The 23,177-nt window shown below is 70.5% G+C and carries 18 protein-coding genes and 1 pseudogene; 11 read left to right on the forward strand and 8 right to left on the reverse strand.

Annotated features, from left to right (window positions below):
• Window positions 1-241: 241 nt before the first annotated feature.
• A complete protein-coding gene (locus tag ACK4S2_RS01960; protein ID WP_409619788.1) occupies window positions 242-1,159 on the reverse strand; it encodes a LysR family transcriptional regulator in 918 nt (305 codons plus the stop codon).
• Between the two features lie 91 nt (window positions 1,160-1,250).
• On the opposite strand from ACK4S2_RS01960, the gene ACK4S2_RS01965 reads away from it, so the two are divergent.
• The 11 genes and pseudogenes from ACK4S2_RS01965 (at window position 1,251) to ACK4S2_RS02015 (ending at window position 11,399) form a co-directional block, all read left to right on the forward strand.
• Complete coding sequence (locus tag ACK4S2_RS01965; RefSeq protein ID WP_409619790.1) at window positions 1,251-3,320, forward strand: xanthine dehydrogenase family protein molybdopterin-binding subunit; 2,070 nt, start codon at window positions 1,251-1,253, stop codon at window positions 3,318-3,320.
• A complete protein-coding gene (locus ACK4S2_RS01970; protein ID WP_409619792.1) occupies window positions 3,317-4,273 on the forward strand; it encodes a dihydrodipicolinate synthase family protein in 957 nt (318 codons plus the stop codon). Before ACK4S2_RS01965 ends, ACK4S2_RS01970 begins: the two co-directional genes overlap by 4 nt.
• A 20-nt stretch (window positions 4,274-4,293) precedes the next feature.
• A complete protein-coding gene (locus ACK4S2_RS01975; protein WP_409619794.1) occupies window positions 4,294-4,842 on the forward strand; it encodes a 3-hydroxyanthranilate 3,4-dioxygenase in 549 nt (182 codons plus the stop codon).
• Between the two features lie 182 nt (window positions 4,843-5,024).
• The gene (locus ACK4S2_RS01980) at window positions 5,025-6,179 is read left to right on the forward strand and encodes an ABC transporter substrate-binding protein (protein WP_409619796.1); all 1,155 of its coding nucleotides are present in this window, start codon (window positions 5,025-5,027) and stop codon (window positions 6,177-6,179) included.
• Between the two features lie 135 nt (window positions 6,180-6,314).
• Window positions 6,315-7,229, forward strand: a complete 915-nt coding sequence (locus ACK4S2_RS01985; RefSeq protein ID WP_409619798.1) for a branched-chain amino acid ABC transporter permease — start codon at window positions 6,315-6,317, stop codon at window positions 7,227-7,229.
• A gap of 3 nt (window positions 7,230-7,232) precedes the next feature.
• On the forward strand, window positions 7,233-8,228 hold the full coding sequence (locus tag ACK4S2_RS01990) for a branched-chain amino acid ABC transporter permease (protein WP_409619800.1): 996 nt from the start codon (window positions 7,233-7,235) through the stop codon (window positions 8,226-8,228).
• A gap of 35 nt (window positions 8,229-8,263) precedes the next feature.
• Window positions 8,264-8,743 (forward strand): annotated as a pseudogene (locus ACK4S2_RS01995) (ABC transporter ATP-binding protein); the annotation flags it as partial.
• A 99-nt stretch (window positions 8,744-8,842) separates the two neighbouring features.
• Entirely contained in the window at window positions 8,843-8,983 is a 141-nt protein-coding gene (locus ACK4S2_RS02000; RefSeq protein ID WP_409619894.1) for a hypothetical protein, read from the forward strand.
• The gene (locus tag ACK4S2_RS02005; RefSeq protein WP_409619802.1) at window positions 8,977-9,678 is read left to right on the forward strand and encodes an ABC transporter ATP-binding protein; all 702 of its coding nucleotides are present in this window, start codon (window positions 8,977-8,979) and stop codon (window positions 9,676-9,678) included. Before ACK4S2_RS02000 ends, ACK4S2_RS02005 begins: the two co-directional genes overlap by 7 nt.
• A gap of 75 nt (window positions 9,679-9,753) precedes the next feature.
• On the forward strand, window positions 9,754-10,533 hold the full coding sequence (locus tag ACK4S2_RS02010) for an aspartate dehydrogenase (RefSeq protein WP_409619804.1): 780 nt from the start codon (window positions 9,754-9,756) through the stop codon (window positions 10,531-10,533).
• Window positions 10,533-11,399 carry an alpha/beta hydrolase gene (locus ACK4S2_RS02015; protein WP_409619806.1) on the forward strand — a complete coding sequence of 289 codons (867 nt, stop codon included), beginning with the start codon at window positions 10,533-10,535 and terminating at the stop codon, window positions 11,397-11,399. Before ACK4S2_RS02010 ends, ACK4S2_RS02015 begins: the two co-directional genes overlap by 1 nt.
• Here the strand turns inward: ACK4S2_RS02015 and zapE are convergent.
• The 7 genes from zapE to ACK4S2_RS02050 all read right to left on the reverse strand — a co-directional run bounded on the left by zapE (window position 11,388) and on the right by ACK4S2_RS02050 (window position 23,108).
• Entirely contained in the window at window positions 11,388-12,479 is a 1,092-nt protein-coding gene (gene zapE / locus ACK4S2_RS02020; RefSeq protein ID WP_409619808.1) for a cell division protein ZapE, read from the reverse strand. The two genes, ACK4S2_RS02015 and zapE, sit on opposite strands and share 12 nt — an antisense overlap.
• A 47-nt stretch (window positions 12,480-12,526) precedes the next feature.
• Window positions 12,527-13,699 carry an HlyD family type I secretion periplasmic adaptor subunit gene (locus ACK4S2_RS02025; RefSeq protein WP_409619810.1) on the reverse strand — a complete coding sequence of 391 codons (1,173 nt, stop codon included), beginning with the start codon at window positions 13,697-13,699 and terminating at the stop codon, window positions 12,527-12,529.
• Window positions 13,696-15,951, reverse strand: coding sequence for an ATP-binding cassette domain-containing protein (locus ACK4S2_RS02030; protein ID WP_409619896.1), 2,256 nt, complete (start codon window positions 15,949-15,951; stop codon window positions 13,696-13,698). Before ACK4S2_RS02030 ends, ACK4S2_RS02025 begins: the two co-directional genes overlap by 4 nt.
• A gap of 113 nt (window positions 15,952-16,064) precedes the next feature.
• A complete protein-coding gene (locus tag ACK4S2_RS02035; protein WP_409619812.1) occupies window positions 16,065-17,387 on the reverse strand; it encodes a TolC family protein in 1,323 nt (440 codons plus the stop codon).
• Between the two features lie 76 nt (window positions 17,388-17,463).
• Window positions 17,464-21,201, reverse strand: a complete 3,738-nt coding sequence (locus ACK4S2_RS02040) for an Ig-like domain-containing protein (RefSeq protein ID WP_409619814.1) — start codon at window positions 21,199-21,201, stop codon at window positions 17,464-17,466.
• Between the two features lie 69 nt (window positions 21,202-21,270).
• The gene (locus tag ACK4S2_RS02045) at window positions 21,271-21,609 is read right to left on the reverse strand and encodes a BapA/Bap/LapF family prefix-like domain-containing protein (RefSeq protein WP_409619816.1); all 339 of its coding nucleotides are present in this window, start codon (window positions 21,607-21,609) and stop codon (window positions 21,271-21,273) included.
• A 341-nt stretch (window positions 21,610-21,950) separates the two neighbouring features.
• On the reverse strand, window positions 21,951-23,108 hold the full coding sequence (locus ACK4S2_RS02050) for an alkane 1-monooxygenase (RefSeq protein ID WP_409619817.1): 1,158 nt from the start codon (window positions 23,106-23,108) through the stop codon (window positions 21,951-21,953).
• Between the last annotated feature and the right edge of the window lie 69 nt (window positions 23,109-23,177).

Here is a 23,177-nt window from a genome sequence, read left to right on the forward strand (position 1 = left end):
CTCTGCTGCGCGCGCGGGCGGCGGGGCGGGGGGGGGGGGGGGCGGGGGGGGGGGGGGGGGCCCGCCGGTGCCGGGGGCATCGAACCCCCGGCACCGGCGCTGGCGCGGGATGGCGCGGACAGGGGCGGCCTGCGGCAAGGGACGGCCTGCGGCAAGGGACGGCCTGCGGCAAGGGACGGCCTGCGGCAGGCGGGCGGCCTGCGGCAAGGGGCGGCTTGCGGCAGGCGGGCGGCGCAAGCCGTCAGGCCGGGGCGCCGGCGGCGGTGCCGCGCAAGGCGCGTGTCAGCGTTTCCAGAAACGCGGCCAGTGCGGGCGGTGGGCTGCGGTCGCGCGGGGTCAGGGCCGAGATCTGGCGCACGATCGCCGGGCCGGGCAGCGGCCGCGCGACCAGCCCGGCGGCCTGCGGCGCGATGCGGGCATAGCCCGGCAGCACCGCCACGCCGAACCCGGCCGCAACCAGCGCCAGCGCGGTGAAGATCTGCCCGACCTCCTGCGCCGGGCGCAAGGGGAAGCCGGCGGCGTCGAAGGCCATGTCGGCCAGCAGGCGCAGGCCGCTTTCGCGCCCCAGCGCAACGATGGGCGTCTGGGCCAGCGCGGCCCAGCCGGGCGGATCGGCGGCGGCGGCCAGCGGGTGGTGCGGCGGGGCGAACAGCATCAGCGCATCGCGGAACAGCGGGCGCGCGTCGAGGTCGGGCAGGCCGGGGGGAAAGGTGCCGATGCCGGCATCGACCCGACCGTCGCGCAGGCGCGCGACGATGTCGTCCGTGGGCAGGTCGGCCAGGGTCAGCGCGATGCCGGGGTGGCGCGCGGCGAATGCGGCCATGACCTGCGGCAAGAGCCCCGCCGCCAGCAAGGGCGGGGCTGCAAGGCGCAGGCTGCCGGCCTCGAGCCGGGCGAGGCCGCGCGCCTCGGCCTCGGCCCGGTCGAGCTCGGCCAGGCCCGCCGCCGCGCGGGTGGCGAAGGCGGCCCCGGCCGGGGTCAGCGCCACGCGGCGGGTGGTCCGGTCTACCAGGCGCAGGCCGAGCTGGGCCTCGAGGTCGCGGATCTGCGCGCTGAGCGCGGGTTGGCTGAGCCCCAGGCGTTCGGCCGCGCGGGAAAACCCGCCGGTGTCGCGGATGGCAAGCAGGCAATCGATCTGGCGCAGGGTGGGGCGGGTCATTGATTGGAAATCCTGATGAATTGATAACACGCGGGGTGCTGGACGGATAGATGCCGCCTGTGGTCTGCTGTGCAGGGCAAGCGGGGGCAGCATGGACGGGCAAGCGGCAGGCAAGGGCTGGATCGGGCAAGGCATGGCGCGGCGCGAGGATGCGCGGCTCTTGACCGGGCGCGGGCGTTTCGTGGCCGATCTGGTGCCGCAAGGGGCCTTGTGGGTGGAGTTCCTGCGCAGCCCCTATGCGGCCGGCGCCATCGCCGCACTGGATGTCTCCGACGCGCTGGCCGCCCCCGATGTGGTCGCCGTGCTGACCGGGGCGGATTGCGCGGGGCTGGGGCCGGCGGCGGTGAACCCGCTGCTGCCGGGGGCGGCGCTGTTTCCGATGCAGCCGATGGCGGTGGGCCGTGTGGCCGCACCCGGGCAGCCGGTGGCGGCCGTGGTGGCCCGCAGCGCGCTGGCCGCCCGCGATGCGGTGGAACGCATCGTGCTGGAGGTGGCGGAGGACGCGCCCGAGCCCGACCCGGTGCTGGACCTCTCGACCGGCGCCTTGCCCGAGGGGCCGGGCGTGACCGCGCGGGTGGATCATGCGCTGGTGGCGCCCTTGGCGCTGGAGCCGCGCGCGAGCCTGGCCGAATGGGATGGCGCGCGGCTGACCTGCCACCTGTCCACCCAGACCCCGCAGCGCTGCCGCGACGATCTGGCGGCGATGCTGGGGCTGGAGGATGTGCGCGTGGTGGCCCCCGACGTGGGCGGCGCCTTCGGCGGCAAGGCCAGCCTGATGCCCGAGGATGCGGTGGTGGCGCTGGCCGCGCTGCGGCTGGGCGGTGCGGTTGCCTGGCAAGGCACGCGGTCCGAGGAGTTCCTGGCCGCCACCCGCGGCCGCGGCATGGCAACGACGGGGCGGCTGTTGCTGGAGGGCGACCGGATTGCCGGGATCGAAGGGCGGTTCGAGGTGCCCCTGGGCCACTGGATGCCCTATTCGGCGCTGGCCCCCTTGCGCAACGCCAGCCGGATGTTGCCGGGCCCCTATCGCGGCGTGGGGGTGGCGCAGGTCAGCGCCCGGCGCACGGCCGAGGCGGCGGTGAACATCTATCGCGGTGCCGGCCGGCCCGAGGCGGTGATCCTGACCGAACGGCTGGTGGACAAGGCGGCGCGGGCGCTGGGCCTCGACCCGCTGGAGTTCCGGCGCCGCAACGCGCTGACGCCGGATGAGCTGCCTGCGCGGCACGGCCCCTGTTCGGGCGATTTTCCCGGGCTGCTGGAGGCGATTGCGCCGCATTGGGCGGCTGCGCAGGCGCGCAAGGCGCAAGGGGCCATCGCCGGGGCGGGGCTGGCGCTTTATACCGAGCCTTGCGGGCAGGGGTGGGAATCCGCCGCGCTGCGGCTGCAACCCGATGGCACGGTGCTGGCGCTGACCGGGTCCAGCGCCCAAGGCCAGGGCCGCGAAACCGCGCTGGCGCAGCTGGTGGCCGAGGTGCTGGGCATCGCGCCTGCGCAGGTGATCGTGGCGCAAGGCGACACCGATCTTGTGCCGCAAGGCATCGGGGCGCTGGCCAGCCGGTCCACCGCCATCGGCGGCAGCGCCATGCTGGAAGCGGCGCGTGCATTCCGCGCAAGGCTCGATGCCCACCGCACCAACGATCTGGCCGCCCTGGCCGCCCGCCTGCCCGAACCGTTGGAGGTGCGCACCACCTTTGCCGCCCCGGCCGAGGCCTGGGCCTCGGGCGTGGTGCTGGCCGAGATCTGCCTCGACCCCGACACCGGCGCCACCACGATTGCCCGCGTCACCTGGGTGGACGACGCCGGCACGGTGCTGAACCCCCTGCTGGTCGAAGGCCAGATGATCGGCGGGGCGGCGCAAGGCATCGGGGCGGCGCTGATGGAACGGCTGGTGACAACCGACGGCCAGTTGCAGACCGGCAGCCTGATGGATTACGCCGTGCCCCGCGCCGCCGACATGCCCCCCCTGCACCTGATTTCCCGCCCCACGCCCACGCCCGCCAACCCGCTTGGCGCCCGCGGCGTGGGCGAGGCCGGCTGCATCGGCATTCCCGCCGCGATCCTGAACGCGGTGATGGATGCCCTGCCTGCGGACACCCCCGACCTTTCGCTGCCGCTGACATCCGAAACGGTGTGGCGTGCCCTCAACGGACTGGAGCCATGAAATACACCCGCAAGGATGCCAAATCCCACGCCTTTGCCCATATGCGCGGCATCTGGGCCGCCGCGCTCATGCCCTTCCGCGATGACCTGAGCATCGACGAGGACGGGTTCCGCGCCAACATGGACCACTGGATCACCGACCTGGGGATCGACGGGTTCTTCATCGCCGGCAAGCAGGGCGAGTTCTTTTCCATGTCGGTCGACGAACGCAAGCGCAGCTTCGACCTGGCGGTGCAGGCGGCGGATGGCCGGGCACAGACGATCATGTCCTGTTCGGATCAGAACATGGATGTGGTGATCGACCTGGCGAAACACGCGCAGGCCTGCGGGGCGGATTACATCGTCGTCCACGCCCCCATCCTGCATTTCTTCAAGGCGCAGGACGAAACCCTGATCCGATACTACGAAACCATCGCCGCGGCGGTGGACATCGGCATCGCGCTGTGGAGCCACCCCGATTCGGGCTATCTGATGAGCCCCGCGCTGTGCAACCGGCTGGCCGACATCGATAACGTGGTGGCGATCAAGTATTCGGTGCCGCGCCCGATGTATGCCGAACTGACCCGGCTGGCGGGCGACCGGATCATCGTCTCGACCGCGTCCGAGGAGGAGTGGCTGGACAACATCCTGGAACTGGACTGGCGGCTTTACCTCTGTTCCTCGCCGCCCTACCTGATCCAGACGGCGGCCGACCGGCGGATGCGGCGATACACCGACCTGGCCTTTGCCGGGCGCGCGGACGAGGCCCGCGCCATCCGCGACAGCCTGGACCCGGTGCGCCGCGCGCTGCGCGAAACCCGGCCGCCCGAAAAGCCGCACGCCCACCAGAAATACTGGCAGACCCTGCTGGGGCAAACCGGCGGCCGCGTGCGCCCGCCCTGCCTGGAACTGACCCACGCGGAACGCGAAGCCACGCGCAAGGCGTTTGACGCCTGCGGCCTTCGCACCGCATGATGACCGGAGAGGAGATTCCCATGGCCCGCCTGCACGCCTTCAACTTTCAGAAGTGGATCGACGAACACAAGCACCTGCTCAAGCCCCCGGTGGGCAACCAGATGGTGTGGAAGGACAGCGCCCTGATGGTCACCGTGGTCGGCGGCCCGAACCAGCGCACCGATTACCACGACGACCCGGTCGAGGAATTCTTCTACCAGCTGAAAGGCGACATGCTGCTGAAGCTGCACGACACCGGCACCGGCGAATTCTACGACGTGCCGATCCGCGAAGGCGACATCTTCCTGTTGCCCGCCCATATCCGCCATTCGCCGCAGCGCCCGCAGGAAGGCTCCATCGGCCTTGTGATCGAACCGGCGCGGCCCGAAGGCGCGCTGGACGCGATCGAGTGGTATTGCTTCAACTGCAACGCCCGGGTGCACCGCGCCGAGGTCGATCTGGAATCCATCGTCGATGACCTGCCGCCGATCTATGCGGCGTTCTACGCCGACGAAAAGGCGCGCACCTGCCCGCAATGCGGCACCGTCCATCCGGGCAAGCAGGCGCCCGAAGGATGGGTGAAGCTGTGAGGGATTTGCCCTTGATCCGGCCCCGGACGTGCGGCAGGGTCGAGGGCAGGGCCTGATTTTCGAAAATGCGGCTGGAAACAATTTCAAGCTCGAATTATTCCGGCTTGAAATAAATCCGGCCTCAGGATACCGTATGCAGAAATCATCAGCGCCGACCAAGGCGCGACCACAGGGAGACGACCATGAAGAAACTGCTTGCAGCCGCCAGCATCCTTGCGCTGTCCACGCTGCCCGGCTGGGCCGAGGCCGTGAAGATCGGCGTCATCACCACGCTGTCGGGCCCGCCCGGCTACATCGGCGAACAGATCCGCGATGCGATGGCGCTGGCGGTGGAACAGGGCGGCGGCAAGCTGGGCGGAGTCGAGGTGGAGCTGGTCGTCGAGGATGACGGCCTGAACCCCGGCAACGGCCGCCAGATCGCCGAAAAGTTCGTCAACGACCAGGGCATCAAGCTGGTCACCGGCATCGTGTTCTCCAACGTCGCGGGCGCCGTGGTGCCCGACGTGGTGGACAACGGCGCCTTCTACATCTCGCCCAACGCCGGGCCGTCGAACCTGGCCGGGGCGGGCTGCAACGAAAACTACTTCGTCGTCAGCTGGCAGAACGACAGCCTGCACGAGGCCACCGGCGCCGCCGCGAAATCGCTGGGCTATAAAAAGGCCGTGGCGCTGGCCCCCAACTATCAGGCCGGCAAGGATGCCATCGCCGGCTTCAAGCGGCTGTTCGAAGGCGAGGTCGAGGAAATCTATACCCAGCTGGACCAGACCGACTTCGCGTCCGAAATGGCCCGCATCCGCGCTGCCAACCCCGAAGTGGTGTTCCAGTTCCACCCCGGCGGTCTGGGCATCGCGTTCCTCAAGCAGTATCAGCAGGCCGGCCTTCTGGGGCAGATCCCGATGGTGCTGTCGGAACCCTCGATCGACGGCGTGATCCTGAACGCGGTGGGCGAAGCCGCCATCGGCATCAAGGGCACCACCCACTGGAACGAGGATTTCGACAACGAGGCCTCCAAGGCCTTCGTCGCCGCCTGGCGCGCCAGGCACGGCGACCGGCCTATCACCTACTACGCCCAGCAGGCCTATGATACCGCGCTGCTGATCGGCTCGGCCCTGGCCAAGGCGACGCCCGACAACGCCGATGCCTTCCGCGAGGCGCTGCGCGCCGCCGATTTCGCCAGCACCCGCGGCGCCTTTGCCTGGGGCCCGAACCAGCACCCGGTGCAGAACTGGTACATGGTCGACATCGTCGCCGGCGACGGCGGCAAGCCCAAGGCGGTGACCGGCCCGCTGCTGCGCGAAATGGTGGGCGACATCTACGCCGAGCAGTGCAAGATGTGATCCGGCTTCGGGGGTGGCGGCCCGGCTGCCGCCTCCGGCTGCGGTTGCCGCCTTCACCTTGACCCAAATATCCCCGCCGGAGGCATCCGACCTTTCCGCAGGCGCCTCCGCCGGGCCATTTGTCGCGCCGGTGCCATGATCCTTGTGCTCGAACAACTGCTGAACGGCCTGCAATACGGCGTGATGCTGTTTCTGCTGGCAGCCGGGTTGACCCTGATCTTCGGGATCATGGGGGTCATCAACCTGGCGCACGGGTCGCTTTACATGATCGGGGCCTATGCCGGCACGCTGGCGGCCGCGGCGACCGGCAATTTCTGGCTGGGCATCCCGGTGGCGCTGGTCGCCGCCGGCGCTGCGGGGCTGGCGATCGAGGCGCTGGTGATCCGCAGGCTCTATGCCCGCGACCACCTCGATCAGGTGCTGGCCACCTTCGGGCTGATCCTGGTGTTCAACCAGCTCATCACGCTGACGGTCGGCCGCCAGCCGGTGTTCGTGGCCATTCCCGAAAGCCTGGCGGCCCCGGTCGAACTGTTGCCGGGGCTGTTCTACCCGCCCTACCGTCTGGTCATCATCGTTGCGGGGTTGCTGGTGGCCTTCGGGCTGTATCTGCTCATCAACCGCACCCGCATCGGCATGCTGGTGCGCGCCGGTGCCACCAACCGCGACATGGTGCGCGCGCTGGGGGTGGATATCCGGCTGCTCTACACGGTCGTTTTCGGGCTGGGTGCGCTGCTGGCGGGGTTTGCGGGCTATGTCTCGGGCCCGATCAGCGCGGTGCAGGTCGGCATGGGCGAACAGATCCTGCTGGCCACCTTTGTCGTGGTGGTGGTGGGGGGCGTCGGCTCGATCAAGGGGGCCTTCGTGGCGGGGTTGCTGCTGGGCATCGTGGACACGATGCTGCGCGCCTTTCTGCCGGGGCTCCTGCGCGGGGTGATGCCGGCGTCCGAGGCCGATGCGCTGGGCATCGGCATTGCCTCGATGGGCATCTACCTGTTGATGGCGCTGGTGTTGCTGGTCCGGCCCAAGGGCCTGTTTGCGGCGGGGGCATGAGGCATGGCCAATCCTGAAACCCGGGCCCTGTGGCGCAAGGTCGGCATCGTGGTGCTGGCGGCGCTGTTGCTGGCGGTGCCGATGCTGGCCGACGGGTCCACCCTGTCGCTGGTCACGCGCATCCTGATCTATTCCATCGCGGCGGCCAGCCTGAACCTGGTGCTGGGCTATGGCGGCATGGTCAGCTTTGGCCATGCCGCATTCTTCGGCATCGGCGGCTATGTCGTGGGGATGCTTTTCGTGCACCATGCCGAAGGTTCGCCGCTGCTGGGGTTCATTCCGGGGTCCAACCAACTGCTGGTCACCGTGCCGGCGGCGATCCTGGTTTCGGGCCTGCTGGCGGCGGCCATCGGGGCGCTGAGCCTGCGCACCGGCGGGGTGCAGTTCATCATGATAACCCTGGCCTTTGCGCAGATGATCTTCTTCCTGTTCGTCAGCCTCAAGGCCTATGGCGGCGAGGACGGCATCATCATCCGGCGCACCAACGAGTTCCTTGGCCTGAACATGCGCGACCGGGTGACGCTGTATTACGTGATGCTCGGGTTCTGGGCGCTGTTCATGCTGGCCTTTTGGCGGGTCATCCATTCCAGCTTCGGCACCGTGCTGCGCGGGATGAAGCAGAACGAGCGGCGCATGGCGGCGCTGGGCTATGCGCCTTACCGCTACAAGCTTTATGCCTTCGTGCTGTCGGGCATGGGCGCGGGGCTGGCGGGCGCCCTGATGGCCAACTTCCTGCGCTTTGCCAGCCCCGACATGCTGCACTGGTCGAAATCGGGCGCGCTGATGATGATGGTGATCCTAGGCGGGGTGGGCACCTATCTGGGCCCGATCTTCGGCACGGCGGCCTATCTGGTGCTGGAAACCTGGCTGGCGGCGAAAACCGAATACTGGCAGCTTTACCTGGGCCTGATCCTGCTGGCGGTGGTGCTGGGCACAAAGGGCGGCATCAGCGCCGGTCTGGCCTGGGTCGTGGCGCGCGTGACGGGGAGGCGGAAATGACCGGGCCGGTGCTGGAGGTTCGCGGGCTGGTCAAGCGCTTTGGCGGCTTGACGGCCACCGACCATGTATCGCTGACCGTGGAGCCGGGCGAGGTGCATGCCCTGATCGGCCCGAACGGGGCGGGGAAATCCACGCTCATCAACCAGCTGTGCGGCGAACTGGTGCCCGACGAAGGCTCGGTCCGGCTGGGTGGGGCGGATGTGACCGGCCTGCCGGTGCCCGACCGGGTGGCGCTTGGGCTGGGGCGCACGTTCCAGATCACCAACCTACTGGGCGAGATGAGCGTGCGCGAGAACATCGCCCTGGCCGTGCAGGCGCGCGAGGGGCACAACTTCCGCATCTGGGATGCGGTGGCGCGCCGCCGCAGCGTCTGGGCGCAAACCGATGCCTTGCTGGCCGGCACCGCGCTGGACCACCGCGCCCATGTGCCGGTGGCCGGCCTGAGCCACGGCGAAAAGAAGCAGCTGGAACTGCTGGTCGCGCTGGCGCGGCGCCCGCGCATCCTGCTGCTGGACGAACCGATGGCGGGCCTTGGTGCCGCCGAAAGCCATGACATGATCGGCCGCCTGCGCGAGGTGGCGCAAGCCACGCCGATGCTGCTGGTGGAACACGACATGGAGGCGGTGTTCGCGCTGGCCACGCGGATTTCGGTGCTGGTTTACGGGCGCATCATCGCCTCGGGTTCGGTCGAGGACATCCGCGCCAACCCCGAGGTGCGCGAAGCCTATCTGGGCGCGGAGGACGAGCTGTGCTGAACGTATCCGGGCTTTCGGCCGCCTATGGCGCCAGTCAGGTGCTGTTCGACGTGTCGCTGGACATCGCCGAAGGCGAGGTGGTGACCTTGCTGGGCCGCAACGGCATGGGCAAGACCACCACGGTGCGTTCGATCATGGGGCTTGTGGCGCCGCGCGGCGGTCAGGTGCAGTTCGAAGGCCGCAGCGTGGCCGGCCTGTCGCCCGAACGCATCGCGCGCATGGGGGCGGGGCTGGTGCCCGAAGGCCGGCAGGTGTTCCCGACGCTGACGGTGCGCGAAAACCTGGTGGCGACGGCGGCCAACCGGCTGGGCCGGGCCAACCCCTGGACCCTGGCGCGGGTTTACGAGCTGTTCCCGCGGCTGGGCGAACGCGCGGGGCAACTGGCGGGCACGCTGTCGGGGGGCGAACAGCAGATGCTGGCCGTGGGCCGCGCGCTGATGACCAACCCGCGGCTGCTGATCCTGGACGAGGCGACCGAGGGGCTGGCGCCGGTGATCCGCACCGAAATCTGGCATGTGATCGAGCGGTTGAAGGCGCAGGGGCAGTCGATCCTGCTGATCGACAAGAACCTCGGGGTGCTGAAGCGGCTGGCCGACCGGCATTTCATCATCGAAAAGGGGCGCACCGTCTGGTCCGGCACACGCGCGGATCTGGAGCGGGATGCGGCGATCGTGCAGGGGTATGTCGGGCTCTGACCCTGCGGCGCGGCGTGGTGCGGCCGGGGGCCGGCGACCCGCGGGATCGGGTGTTTCAAGGCAAGGGGCAAGGCGATGCGGCTGGTTCTGGTAGGCTGGGGGGCCATTGCGCAGCGGGTGGCGGGGATGCTGCCGGCCGGCGTGGTGCTGGCCGGCGTCGGCCTGCGGCCCGGGTCGGGCGCGGTGCTGCCGGCGGGGGTCGCGCGGGTCGAGGCGCCCGAGGGGCTGGCCGCGCTGGCGCCCGGGCTGGTGATCGAGGCCGCGGGCCGCGCGGCGGTGGCGCCCTGGGGCATGGCCGCGCTGGCGGCGGGGGCGGATTATGCGCCGGTTTCCACCTCGGCGCTGACCGATGCGGCGTTGCTGGCGGGGCTGGTGGCGGCCGCGCGGGCGGCGGGGCGGCAGGTGCTGATCCCGCCCGGGGCGCTGGGGGGCATCGACGCGCTGGCCGCGGCGGCGCGGCTGCCGCTGGCGCGCGTGCGCCACGAGATCGTCAAGCCGCCGGCCGCCTGGCGCGGCACCGAGGCCGAGGCGCTGTGCGACCTGGGCGCGCTGGCGGCGCCGGTGACCTTCTGGCAGGGGCCGGCCGCCGAGGCCGCGGCGCGGTTTCCGCAGAATGCCAATGTGGCGGCGATTTCGGCGCTGGCCGGGCTGGGGATGGCGGGCACCGAGGTGGCGCTGGTGGCCGACCCGGGGGCCGCGCGCAACGCGCACCGGCTGACCGCCACGGGCGATTTCGGCGCGCTGTCGGTGGTGCTGGAAAACCGCCCGATGGCCACGAACCCCAAGACCTCGGAACTGACCGCGCTGAGCCTGGTGCGGCTGATTGCAAACCGTATCGACCCCCTGGCGATCTGATGAACCTTGCTGCCGAAGCCGCCTGGCCCCGCGACCGCCTGGATGCCGATTACACCGCGCGCCTGACCTGTTCCGAGGCCGATTTCCACCGCATCGTCGGCGATTATGCCCGCCTGTCGGCGGCGGCGCTGGCGCTGCCCGGCGCGCGCAGCGGGCTGGTCTACGACCCGGTGTCGGGCGAGGCGCTGGACCTGTTCGGCACCGTTCCGGGCGAGGCGCGGCCGTGCTTCGTGTTCATCCACGGCGGTTACTGGCGGGCGCTGTCGCGCGGGGCTTCGGCCTTCATGGCGCCGATGCTGGCGGCGCGGGGCATCGCCTGTGCCGTGCCCGATTACACCCTGGCCCCGGCGGTAAGCCTGACCGAGATCACCCGCCAGTGCCGCGCGGCGCTGGCCTGGCTGTGGCAGAACGCCGACAGCCTCGGCATCGACCGGGGGCGCATCGTGGTCGGCGGGTCCAGCGCCGGGGGGCATCTGGCGGCGGCGGTGGCCGCCGGGGGCTGGCAAGCCGCCGCCGGCCTGCCGCCCCAGCCCCTGCACGGGCTGATGCCGGTGTCGGGGTTGTTCGAGCTGGCACCGCTGGCGTCGAGCCATGTGCAGGACTGGATGCGCCTTACCCCCGCCGAGGTCGCGGGCCTGAGCCCGCTGCGGCATCTGCCCGCCGCCCCGCTGCCGGCCGTGGTGGCCCTGGCCGAAGCCGAGACCCCGGGCTTTCACCGCCAGAGCGCGGCCTATGCCGCCGCGATCGGCGCGCCGGTGCTGGAGGTGCCGGGGCGCAACCACTTCGATGTGATCCTGGACTGGACCGACCCTGACAGCGCGATGTCGCGCCGCCTGCTGGCGCTGTTGCAGGCGTCAGTCGCCTGAGCCTGCACCCCAGTCGGCGCCCTGCATCTCGCGCAGGCGGCTGGCGGTGCGTTCGAACTCGAAGGCGCCGGCGCCTTCGAGATAGAGCCGTTCGGGCACATCGGCGGCGCTGGCAATCAGCCGCACGCGGCCTTCGTAAAGCGCGTCGATCAGGGTGACGAAGCGCTTGGCCTCGTTGTAGTTGGTGGCCGAAAGGCGGGGAATGTCCTCGACCATCAGCACGCGCACGGCGCCGGCGATGGCCAGATAGTCGGCCGGGCCCAGCGGGCGGCCGCAGAGATCCCAGAACGAGGCGCGGGCGACACCGTTCTGCACATGATCCAGCACCAGATCGCGGCCGTTGACGACCAGCCGCAAGGGCGCGCCCGGGCCGCCGCCGGTCAGATCGTGCCACATCGCGGTCATGGCGGCGTGGGCGGCGGCATCGGCCGGGGTGAAATAGACCTGCGCCCCCTGCAGGCGGTGCTGGCGGTAATCGGTCGGGCTTTCCAGGTGAACGACCTGCATGCGGCTGTTCAGGAAGTCGATGAAGGGCAGGAACAGCGCGCGGTTCAGCCCGTTCTTGTAAAGGTCTTCGGGCGGGCGGTTCGAGGTGGTGACGATCACCACCCCCGCATCGGTCAGCAACTGAAAGAGCCGCCCCACGATCATCGCATCGGTGATGTCGGTGATCTGCATTTCGTCGAAGGCCAGGCAGCGCAGGTCGCGCGCCACGGCGGCGGCCACGGGGGCCAGCGCATCATCGACCCCGGTCTTGCGCACCTCGTGCATGGCGCGGTGGATTTCCTGCATGAAGGCGTGGAAATGCACCCGCCGCTTGCCCGGGATGCCGAGGTTTTCGGTGAACAGGTCCATCAGCATCGACTTGCCGCGCCCGACCCCGCCCCACAGGTAAAGCCCGCGCGGCACCGCCGGCGCCTTGCGCAGAAAGCCCGCCAGCAGCCCGCGCGGGCGGGTGGGGTTGGCCTCGAGCCAGAGGCGCAACTCCTCCAGCAGCGGCAGCACCGCGTGCTGTGCCGGATCGGGGCGCAGGGTGCCGGCGGCAACGCGGGCGTCGTAAAGGGCGGGCAGGCTGGTCATGCCCGCGGCTTAGCGCGGCGCGGCGCCAAGGAAAAGGGGCTGCCGGCCTAGCGTTCGCGCAGCGCCTCGCGCGATTTGTATAGCGGCTTGAGCAGATAGTGCAGCACGGTCTTGGACCCGGTGTGCAGTTCCACCGCGGCCTGCATCCCGGGGCGGATTTCCAGGTTGCGTTGCCGGTCGGTCAGGTGAGACAGGTCCACCGACAGGGTCACGCGGTAATGCGGGTCGCCATCCTTGGCGCGTTCGTCCTTGAACGTGTCGGCCGAAACGAAGCTGACCGCGCCCTTGAGCGAGCCGTAGATGGTATAGTCGTAGGCCGACAGCTTGATCGTGGCGGCCTGGCCGACCTTGACGTTGGCGATGTCTTCGGGGCGCACGCGGGCCTCGATGAACAGTTCCTCGTCCAGGGGGATGATCTGGAGGATCTCCTCGCCGGGGCGCACGACGCCGCCGATGGTGGTGACCTTGAGCGCGTTCACCACCCCGCGCATGGGCGAGGACAGCACGGTGCGGTCCAGCTGGTCTTGCGCGGCCTTCAGCGTCTGGCGCAAGGACGCCAGTTCCTTGAGCGTGTCGGAAAGTGCGCCGGCGCGTTCCAGCCCGGTCTGGGTGACCACCTCCTTGTGGCGGTTTTCGGCATCGGAATGGGCCTTGCGCGCGCGTGTCACCTCGATCAGCGACACGATTTCCTTTTTATGAAGGTCTTCCAGCAGCTTGCGTTCGCGGGCGGCCTCGTCCAGCACGCGTTTGGTGCCGTCGCGGCGGCTTTCGTAATCGGCCTGGCGCGCGGCCAGCAGCGCGCGTTCCGAGGCGACCATCGCCGGCACCCGTTCGGCCAGCGCGGGCGGCACCGCAAAATTGCGGGCGCCTTCGATTTCGGCCTCCAGCCGCAGGCGGCGCACCTCGAGCGTGGCGATCTGCTGGCTCAGGTCGTCGACCTGGCTTTGGAATTGCGTGCCGTAAAGCCGGGCCAGCACATCGCCGGGGTTCACCACATCGCCTTCGCGGACGTGCAGTTCGGCCAGGATGCCGCCTTCGAGGTTCTGGATGATCTGCGGCCGCGAGGACGAGACGATCTCGCCTTGCCCGCGCACGATTTCCTCGACCGTGGCAAAGGCGGCCCAGCCGATGAACAGCACCACGACCGCCGCCACCAGCCGGATGACAAGGCTGGGGCCGCGGCTCTGGTCGTCCAGTTCCTGATCGTAGGCGATGGTCATGCGCGGCGGGCCTCGGTGCCCGGGGCCTTGGGCGCGGGGCCCTTGCCGTTCATCAGATGGGCCAGCACGGCTTCGCGCGGGCCGTCCACCGTCAGCCGGCCGTTCTGCAGGATCAGCACCCGGTCGGTCAGCGCGAGGATGGGCACGCGGTGGGTGGCGATCACCGCGGTGCGCCCGGCCAGCCAGTCGCCCAGGCGGCTGACCACCGTGGCCTCCAGCGTCTGGTCCAGCGCGGCGGTGGGTTCGTCCAGCAGCACCACGCGCGGATCCTGCAACCAGATGCGCGCCCAGCCGATGCTTTGGCGCTGGCCGACCGAAAGCCCTTCGCCGCCGTCGCGGATGGGCATGTCCAGCCCCTTGGGGTGGCCTTTGACAAAGGGGGCAAGGCCCGCGAATTCCAGCGCCCGGAACAGGCGGTCCTCGTCGCGTTCCAGCTGCGTCAGGTTCAGGTTGTCGCGCAGGGTGCCGGCGAACAGGCGCACCTCCTGCCCCAGATAGCCGACGTTGCGGCGCAGGTCGCGCGGGTGGATCTGGGCCATTTCCACACCGTCGAGCATCAGCCGCCCGGCTTCGGGCGCATAAAGCCCGGCCAGCAGCTTGAGAAAGGTGGATTTGCCCGACCCGTTCGGCCCAAGCACCGCGATGCGCTGCCCGGCGGTGATCGCCAGGCCCGGAATGTCCAGGGTGGCGGCGCCGTCGGGGTCGTAGCGGAAGGTCACGCCCTTCAGCTCCCAGCCGCCGGCGATGGTCTTGCGGCGCAGATACTGGCGGTCGGCCGCTTCGACCTGGTCGGCCCTGGCAATGGCATCCAGCCCCTGCAGCGCGGTCTTGACGTTGGACCAGCGCGCCAGCGTGGCCGACAGTTGCGACAGCGGCGCCAGCGTGCGCCCGGTGAGGATGCCGACGGCGATGATGGTGCCCACGGTGAATTCGCCGGCAAACACCATGTAGGCGCCGATCACCACGCAGACGATGTAGGTGGCCTGCTGCACGCCTTGCGCCCAGTAGGTCAGTGCCGAGGCCATGCGGCGCTGGTCCGAGGATTTCATCGAGGTCAGCGCCGACAGTTCGGCCCAGAGCCGTTTCACCCGGTCCTCGCCGCGCTGGGTGCGCAGGGTTTCGGCCTCGAAGATCGTTTCGTGCAGCAGCCGGGCGGTGTTGGCGCCGGCGCCGTGAGTTTCCTGCGTCAGGCGCATCATCCGGTCCTGCATCAGCAGACCGGGCACCACCATCAGCACGCCGCCCAGCACCAGCACCCAGACGATCGACCCGCCGATCGACCAGACCAGCACCAGAAACAGCAGGATGAACGGCAGGTCCACCACCGTGCCCACGGTCGAGGCGGTAAAGAATTCGCGCACCGAGCCGAATTCGCGCATCGACTGGAACAGCGACGAAGGCGTGGGGCCGCCGGGCGTGCGCTTCATGCCCAGCAGGCGGTCCATCAGCCGGCGCTGCACCGACAGTTCGATCCGCCGGCCGGCGCTGTCCATCAGGCGGGCGCGGGCGACCTCGAGAAACGCCTCCATCGTCAGCGCCAGCGCGGCCCCCAGCGCCAGAACCCACAGCGTCGCCTCGGACTGATGCGGGATCACCCGGTCGTAGACCTGCAGCGAGAACAGCGCCACCGCCACCGCCAGCACATTGGCCACGAACGAACCCAAGGCCACCTCGGCAAAGGCGCGGCGGTGGTGGCGGAATTCGCCCCAGAACCAATGCGGCGGTTTGCCGGTGCCGGCATGGGCGGCGGTCAGTTGCGCCAGCGAAGGCCGGGCGCGCAGGATCTGCCCGGCGAAATAGGGCTGAAACTCCGACAGGCCCACCTCGGCGCGCCGGTCGGGCAGGGTCGGGTCGTAGATCGTCAGCCGGGCGCCGTCCTGAGCCAGCACCAGCACCAGTTGCCCGCTGGTCATCTGCGCCAGCGCCGGCCACAGGTCGGCGGCGGGGGCAGGGGCCGCGACGGTTTCGGCCTGCATGCCTTGCGCGCGCAGGGCCTGGGCCAGTTCGGGCAGGCCGATGGCGGCATCAACGCCATGCGTCCGCGCCAGATGTTCGGTCAGGTCGGGCAGCGCCAGGTCGCGCCCGACCCATCCGGCCAGCACCACGGCCAGTTCCGCCCGCGCCCGGGCGCGCGGCGACAGGCCGGCCGGCGCCGGTTCGGCCGCCTTCGGGGCGCCCGGTGCGGGCTCTGGCCGGGCCGTGGCGGGCGCGGCCGCGGGGGCGGCGGTGGCGGTGGCGGCAGCCGCAGGCATGGGCACCACCTCCGGCGCCTCGGGCGGGCGACTGCCGGGCCGGCGCACTGCCGTGATCGAGGGGGTGCGCGCCTTGGCGGCTGCGTTCATGTCGAAGGAAAGGATCTTTTCGCTCACAGTCCTGCCCCGTCTGCCAGAAGTCCCAGGTCGCGTGCGATGTCCAGCCGGGCGCGGGCGCGCTCGTGGCGCATGTTCACCAGGTCGCGCTCCATCGCGGCCAGCGCCTCGTGCTGGGTCACCAGGTCCATCAGCGGGCGCACGCCAGCCTTGTACTGGTCTTCGAACCGCCGGAGGTTGGCGCGGGTCTGCGCGGCGAGTTCCTGTTGCGCGGCCTCCTGCCGGTCGAGTGCGGCGATGCGCAGTTCCAGCGCCTGCCGGCGGCGGGCGGCCTCTTGCCCGGCCTGGATCACGCGCGCGGCGGCGGCGTCGGCGCCGGCGGTCACCGCCTCCAGCGCGGCGGCACGGCCCGGGCGCAGGCCGTTGCCGAAGCCGCCGGTCACCCCGATCGCGCCGCCGTTGGTCAGGTTCGAGCTGGCGCTGACCCCCGGCATGTACCCGGCGCGGATCATCTTCAGCTCGGCCACGGTGCGTTCCTTTTCCGCCTCGGCCCGATGCACGGCCAGCGGGGTGACGGCCGGCATGCTGCCCGGCAACTGCGTGAGCCCCGCCGAAGCCGAAACCGGCGCCCCGGCCATGGAATCGAGTTCCGCCGCCGCCAGCATCGCCGCGTCGCGGTCGGCTTGCAGGGCGGCCTGCATTTCGATCAGCTTCTGGCGCAGCACGGTCTGTTCGGCCATGTTCGACACGCCGCCTTGCACGCGCAGCGCCATGATGCGGTCGAAGTCGGCGAGGCGCCGCAACGCCGCCTCGGCCACCGCGGCACGGCCGCGGGCGGCCTCGGCATCCACATACAGCGTCAGCGCCTGATGCACGCGGCGGTTGCCTTCGACCGCAAGGTTGACGGCGGCGACCTCGACATCGGCGACGGCGAATTCGCGTTCGGCCTTGCGACGGCCGTTGTCGAACAGCGCCTGTTCCAGCAGCAGCGAGGTGGCCAGCGTGCCCAGCGAGGAAAGGTTGACCGAGGGCCCGAGCGACGGCAGCCAGTTCTTGGACCGCGCCTCGGCCTGCAACTGCTTGACACGCAGTTCGCTGCGCGCGCTGCCGCTGTCGGCGGCGATCACCGCGCGGGCGATCCGGTCGTAGCTGGACCCGGGCGGCACGATGCTGCGTCGTGCCGCAAGCTCGGCGATCACGGCCGAGCCTTCGACCTTGCGTTCGGGGCGCGCCGCCAGCAGTTCGGCGCCCGGGCGGTCGGCCGCCTTGGTGGCCTCGGCCGCTTTCGGCGTGGCAAGGGTGCAGCCCGACAGCGCCAGCGCTGCCAGCATCGCCAAAGATGCGCCCCGCAACGGGGCTGGTCCCTGTGGGCCGGTCATGGCCTCTCCTCTGCCTCGGACGTCGCGCGTCTTGCTGTTGCCGGGCGGCAGGCTGGCCGCCGCCCGGAAGACCGCGTCAGTGCAACGCGGTGTGCACGGTCACGTCCTCGCCCACGATCAGCGAGGCCCCGGCATCGCCCAGGGTATAGACGTGGTAGCCGTGGCCATCGATCTCGACCCGTTCGCCGGTATCGACCGCGCCATAGGCCGTGACGGTGTCCTGCGCATCGCCATGCACGACCAGCGCATCGGTGCCGGCCGACAGTTCGCGCAGTTGCGCCTCGGTGATGACCAGGTTCGCCTCGGGGGCGAAGTTCAGGTCGATCTCGGCAATCTGGAACCCGTCCAGATCCACCCGGGCGAGGTCCAGCGTCAGCTGCCCGTCGTCGCCGATCAGCACCAGGGTATCGGTGCGGTTGCCGGCCTCGTCGGACTGGCCCACGACCAGCAGGCTGCCATCGGGCAAGGGCTGGTCGAAGAAGTGCATGTGCCCGGCGGTGGGGTGGGCGCAGGCCGTGGTGTCCAGCAGGGTCGCCCCGGCGCCCCCGACCAGCGAGAGCGAGACATCGGCGCTGTCGGTGCCCAGCCCCAGCAGGCCGGTAGGCCCGTGCAGCGCCGCGGTGATGCCTGCCGCCTCGGGGGCGACGGTATCGACCACGATCATCGCGCAGGCGCTGGCGCGGTTGCCGGCGGCATCCGTCACCGTCACCGTCGCGGCCGAGCGGAAGTCGCCGCCCGCGATCTCGCCCGGGCCGAAGGCAACCGACCAGGTGCCGTCGGGGTTGACGGTGGCGGCGCGCCGCACGCCTTCGTAATGCACCGTCACCGCTTGCGCGCCGGGTTCGGCGCTGCCGGTCAGCACGAAGCCGTTTTCGATTTCGACCGCGTTCACGATGCCGTCGCCGGTGATCGTGGAGGCGTCGATCCGGTTGCGGGTCACCAGGGTATCCACGGTGAAGTCGTGGGTCACCCGGCTGATGTTGCCGTGGCCGTCATTGGCATCGGCCACCAGCACCGCCGGGTATTCGCCTTGCGGCAAGGCCCCGGCGGGCAGGGTCACCGCCCAGGCGCCGTGGGCATCGGCCACCGTGCCGGCGGTGACGGCGGCGCCGCCGGGCAGGTGCACCACGATGCGGATCGCGGCACCCGGGTCGGCAGTGCCGGTCAGGTTCACGCCGCCGGCGTTCTCGGCATGGTTGGCGACGTTGTCGGCCGTGACCGGGTTGACGGCCAGCGCCCCGGCATCGGTGTCGATCACCACGGCGTCATGGGTCACCGTGGTGTTGCCCAGGGCGTCGGTCGCGCTGACGGTGATGGGCTGGGCATATCCGCCTTGCGGGAACAGCCCTGCCGGGAAGGTCGCGGCCCAGTGGCCTTGCGCATCGGCCCAGACCGTGGCGGTGCCGCCCGGCACGCCGTCGAGCGTGATGGTCACCTTGGCCCCCGGTTCGGCGGTGCCGGCCAGTTCCACGCCATCGGCGCGGTCGGCAGCGTCGAACACGTGGCCGGTGCTCTCGGTCCCTTCGGTCAGGTCGAGGTCCGGCGGCGTGACGTCGATCATCGCGCGCGGGCCTTGAAGCTGATGCTGGACGCCGCCCGGCGTGGTGATGCTGACCTGGGCGCGATAGAGCCCGTCGGCCGGCAGCGTCGGGCCTTCGAACGCGGCACCCCAGCGGCCGTTGCTGCCGGCGGTCGCCTGCACGGTCATGCCGCCCAGCACGACCATCACGGCCGAGCCGGCCGGCGCCCAGCCCGTCACGCTCACCTTCTGCACCGCGTCGTTGCCGGTCACCAGCCAGGTGGCATTGGCATGATCCACCGAAGGCGCGACAGGCTCGGCCGGGCAGGTGGGCTGCGTCGGGCAAGTGGGCTGCGTCGGGCAGGTGGGCTCGGTCGGAACCGTGGGTTCCGTCGGGCAGGTCGGGTGCGTCGGCACCGTGGGCTCGGTCGGCACGGTCGGGTCCGTGGGAACCGTCGGTTCGGTCGGGACCGTCGGCGTGGTCGGCTCGGTCGGATGCGTGACGCAGGTCGGCTCGGTGGGCACCGTGGGGTCCGTCGGCACGGTCGGCTCCGTCGGAACGGTGGGTTCCGTCGGCACCGTCGGTTCGGTGGGCTCCGTGGGAACCGTCGGTTCGGTCGGGACCGTCGGGACCGTCGGCTCGGTCGGGTGGGTGACGCAGGTCGGCTCGGTGGGCACCGTGGGTTCCGTCGGAACGGTCGGGTCTGTCGGCACCGTCGGAACGGTGGGGTCCGTGGGAACGGTGGGCTCCGTCGGAACCGTCGGTTCGGTCGGAACCGTCGGCACGGTCGGGTCCGTGGGAACGGTCGGGTCCGTGGGAACCGTCGGCGTGGTCGGCTCGGTCGGGTGCGTGACGCAAGTCGGCTCGGTGGGCACGGTCGGGTTCGTCGGAACGGTAGGTTCCGTAGGCACGGTGGGCTCCGTCGGGATCGTCGGCTCTGTGGGAACCGTCGGCTCTGTGGGAACCGTCGGCACCGAGGGGTCGGTCGGCACGGTGGGCTCCGTGGGCACGGTGGGCTCCGTGGGCTCCGTGGGCACGGTCGGGACCGTCGGCGTGGTCGGTTCGGTCGGGTGCGTGACGCAGGTCGGCTCGGTGGGCGCCGTGGGGTCCGTCGGCACCGTGGGAACAGTCGGGTCCGTCGGGTCCGTCGGAACCGTCGGCTCTGTGGGAACCGTCGGCACAGTGGGCTCCGTCGGAACCGTCGGTTCGGTCGGGACCGTCGGCGTCGTCGGCTCGGTCGGGTGCGTGACGCAGGTCGGCTCGGTGGGCACCGTCGGTTCAGTCGGCACGGTCGGATCGGTCGGGTCCGTGGGATCCGTCGGAAGGGTGGGATCCGTCGGAACGGTGGGCTCCGTCGGGACCGTCGGTTCGGTGGGCACCGTTGGAACCGTCGGCTCGCTCGGGTCCGTCACGCAGGTCGGATCGGTCGGCGCCGTCGGATCGGTCGGGTCGGTGGCTTCCGTCGGGTCTGTGGCCTCGGTCGGGTCTGTGGCTTCCGTCGGGTCGGTGGCTTCCGTCGGGTCGGTGGCTTCCGTCGGGTCGGTGGCTTCCGTCGGGTCGGTGGCTTCCGTCGGGTCGGTGGCTTCCGTCGGGTCGGTTGCTTCGGTCGGGTCGGTGGCTTCCGTCGGATCGGTGGCCTCGGTCGGGTCGGTGGCTTCCGTCGGATCGGTGGCTTCCGTCGGATCGGTGGCTTCGGTCGGGTCGGTGGCTTCGGTCGGGTCGGTGGCTTCCGTCGGATCGGTGGCCTCGGTCGGGTCGGTGGCCTCGGTCGGGTCGGTGGCCTCGGTCGGGTCGGTGGCCTCGGTCGGATCGGTGGCTTCGGTCGGGTCGGTGGCCTCGGTCGGGTCGGTGGCCTCGGTCGGGTCGGTGGCTTCGGTCGGGTCGGTGGCTTCGGTCGGGTCGGTGGCTTCGGTCGGGTCGGTAGCCTCGGTCGGGTCGGTAGCCTCGGTCGGGTCGGTGGCTTCGGTCGGGTCGGTGGCTTCGGTCGGATCGGTGGCTTCGGTCGGGTCGGTGGCTTCGGTCGGGTCGGTGGCCTCGGTCGGGTCGGTGGCCTCGGTCGGGTCGGTAGCCTCGGTCGGGTCGGTGGCTTCGGTCGGGTCGGTAGCCTCGGTCGGATCGGTGGCCTCGGACGGCGCCGTCGGTTCGGTCGGTTCGGTCGGTTCGCTGGGCTGCGTCTGGGCCCCCGCGCCGCCGGCCGTGCTGAGCAGCGCCGCCCCGCCGAGCAAGGCCGCCGCGGCGCCGATGCTGCTGGTGCCGCCCACCGCGCCGATCAGGGCCGGGGTGAAGGGGCCCATGCCCGCCACCTCGTCGCTGCTGTCGCCGGCGCCCAGGAAGGTCAGGGCATCGTTCGGGCTCCACTTGCCCTAGGTTTCGGCGCGCCCGTAGACGGGCACCACCGTGTCGCCCGGGCCATCGGTCAGGCTGACCTGCGTGATGTCGCCATCGGTGGACAGGAACAGCCGGTTTGCCGGCCCGGTGGCGCCGAAATACCCCCGCACCGTGACCACCCGGCCATCGGCCAGGGTGATGTGCAGATCGCGCCCTTCGCGCACATAGCCCAGCACATCGCCTTGCGAGAGGTTCAACGACACATCGCCGCCTGCCGTCAGGTCGATGCTTGCGTTGCCGTCGTTGCCGGAGATTACACCTTTCCGAATTGCGCCCGCACGCGAACGCAAGACGAACTCAATCGCCTTCGCCATAGTTACTGCTCCGCCTCAAGTGCAGCGATGCGCTGCTTGTTCTGTGTTTTGCCGGAAAGATAGCCAGAAGCCGCCACAATCGCTAGCGGGATTTTCTGCGGCGGCATCGGCGGGCCAAGATTTTCGCCCGCAGAACGAATCGCCGGGAAATGCGTTGCGTGCCGGCAACACGACCCCGGCGAGCTGCGGAAACCTGCCGCAGGTTTGCGGCCGAATCCGCCCAGTCGTTCGGCAGGTCCGGCCCGGAGCGATGCTGCAGCGCAGCGCAGCGGCGCGCGACACGAAGGCCGGGTTTGCGGCCGCCCGCGTCAATGTGGCGCTTTCAAGGCAATTTCAAGGCATCAGGACGCGCCGCGGGGGGCGGGCAGGCGGCCGCGGTTGTAGTCGGACCAATCCTTGATGTCGGGGTAGAATCGGCGCCGCCAGGCGCGCACGCGCGGGTTCATCACCCGCCGCCACAGAGGCGGCACCATCGCCAGCGCCGTCATCGCCGGGTAACCCAGCGGCAGTTGCGGCGCCTCGTCGGGGCCATAGGTCTGCAACAGCGGAAAGCGGCGGTCGGGCTTGTAATGGTGGTCCGAATGCCGTTGCAGGTTGATGAGAAACCAGTTCGAAACCTTGTGGCTGGCGTTCCACGAATGCCGCGGCAGCACGTGTTCGTAGCGCCCGTCGCCCAGGTGGCGCCGGGTCAGGCCGTAATGCTCGATGTAGTTGGTCAGCTCCAGCTGCCAGACGGCCGAACCCGCCTGCACGGCAAACAGCCCCACGCCGGCCCACCCGCCGATGCCGTAAGCCAGCCCCAGCATGGCCCCCTGCAAGGCGAGATAGCGCCAGAACGGGTTGCTGCGGTGCCAGACCGGCAGGCCGCGCCGCGCCAGCATCCGGGCTTCGGCGCGCCAGGCCGAAACCGGGCAGGTCAGCAGAACCCGCAGGAAAAAGCGGTGGAAGCCTTCGTTGTAGCGCGCCGAAACCGGGTCGCGCGGGGTGCCGACGTAACGGTGATGCACCAGCAGGTGTTCGCTGCGGAAATGGCTGTACAGCACCATCGCCAGCAACAGGTCGCCCAGGGTGCGTTCGACCCGGTTCTTCTGATGCAACAGCTCGTGTGCATAGACGATGCCGACCGCGCCCGAAATCACCCCGAGGCCGAAGAACAGCCCCAGCTTTTCCGCCAGCCCGTCCAACCCGCCATGCGTGACCCACCACAGGCAGCCGAACACCACCGCCGCCTGGATCGGAAACCAGATCAGCGTGATGAGCCGATACCAGAACAGGTCGCGGTCGGGCTGCGCGGGGTCGGGGTTCGTTTCGTCCAGCCCGCCGGCGATGTCCAGGATGCTGACCATGCCCCAGCCGAACAGCGGCAACAGCAGCACCGCCCAGCCGCCCGCCAGCGCCGACACCAGCGCGATCGGGATCAGCAGCAGCGACACCCAGAACGGCAGCGCCGCACGCAGGCGGCCGGGGTCGCGGGCAGGGCGGGGCAGGGTGGCAGTCATCGGTCGCATCCTTTGCTGCGCGCAACCCTAGCACGGGAAAGCGGCAGGAAAACGGCCCCGATCGTCGCG

It is taken from the genome of Gemmobacter sp. (genome assembly GCF_046292685.1).
Taxonomy (GTDB): domain Bacteria; phylum Pseudomonadota; class Alphaproteobacteria; order Rhodobacterales; family Rhodobacteraceae; genus Wagnerdoeblera.

Coding starts and splice junctions, on each gene's coding strand:
- ACK4S2_RS02030 (WP_409619896.1), bottom strand. CDS start 15,951: ATGCCTGCGGCTGCCGCCACCGCCACCGCCGCCCCCGCGGCCGCGCCC.
- zapE (WP_409619808.1), bottom strand. CDS start 12,479: ATGACCAGCCTGCCCGCCCTTTACGACGCCCGCGTTGCCGCCGGCACC.
- ACK4S2_RS02000 (WP_409619894.1), top strand. CDS start 8,843: ATGGAGGCGGTGTTCGCGCTGGCCACGCGGATTTCGGTGCTGGTTTAC.
- ACK4S2_RS02040 (WP_409619814.1), bottom strand. CDS start 21,201: ATGGGCCCCTTCACCCCGGCCCTGATCGGCGCGGTGGGCGGCACCAGC.
- ACK4S2_RS01970 (WP_409619792.1), top strand. CDS start 3,317: ATGAAATACACCCGCAAGGATGCCAAATCCCACGCCTTTGCCCATATG.
- ACK4S2_RS02010 (WP_409619804.1), top strand. CDS start 9,754: ATGCGGCTGGTTCTGGTAGGCTGGGGGGCCATTGCGCAGCGGGTGGCG.
- ACK4S2_RS02045 (WP_409619816.1), bottom strand. CDS start 21,609: ATGGCGAAGGCGATTGAGTTCGTCTTGCGTTCGCGTGCGGGCGCAATT.
- ACK4S2_RS01965 (WP_409619790.1), top strand. CDS start 1,251: ATGGACGGGCAAGCGGCAGGCAAGGGCTGGATCGGGCAAGGCATGGCG.
- ACK4S2_RS01985 (WP_409619798.1), top strand. CDS start 6,315: ATGATCCTTGTGCTCGAACAACTGCTGAACGGCCTGCAATACGGCGTG.
- ACK4S2_RS01960 (WP_409619788.1), bottom strand. CDS start 1,159: ATGACCCGCCCCACCCTGCGCCAGATCGATTGCCTGCTTGCCATCCGC.
- ACK4S2_RS02025 (WP_409619810.1), bottom strand. CDS start 13,699: ATGACCATCGCCTACGATCAGGAACTGGACGACCAGAGCCGCGGCCCC.
- ACK4S2_RS02015 (WP_409619806.1), top strand. CDS start 10,533: ATGAACCTTGCTGCCGAAGCCGCCTGGCCCCGCGACCGCCTGGATGCC.
- ACK4S2_RS01990 (WP_409619800.1), top strand. CDS start 7,233: ATGGCCAATCCTGAAACCCGGGCCCTGTGGCGCAAGGTCGGCATCGTG.
- ACK4S2_RS02050 (WP_409619817.1), bottom strand. CDS start 23,108: ATGACTGCCACCCTGCCCCGCCCTGCCCGCGACCCCGGCCGCCTGCGT.
- ACK4S2_RS01975 (WP_409619794.1), top strand. CDS start 4,294: ATGGCCCGCCTGCACGCCTTCAACTTTCAGAAGTGGATCGACGAACAC.
- ACK4S2_RS01980 (WP_409619796.1), top strand. CDS start 5,025: ATGAAGAAACTGCTTGCAGCCGCCAGCATCCTTGCGCTGTCCACGCTG.
- ACK4S2_RS02035 (WP_409619812.1), bottom strand. CDS start 17,387: ATGACCGGCCCACAGGGACCAGCCCCGTTGCGGGGCGCATCTTTGGCG.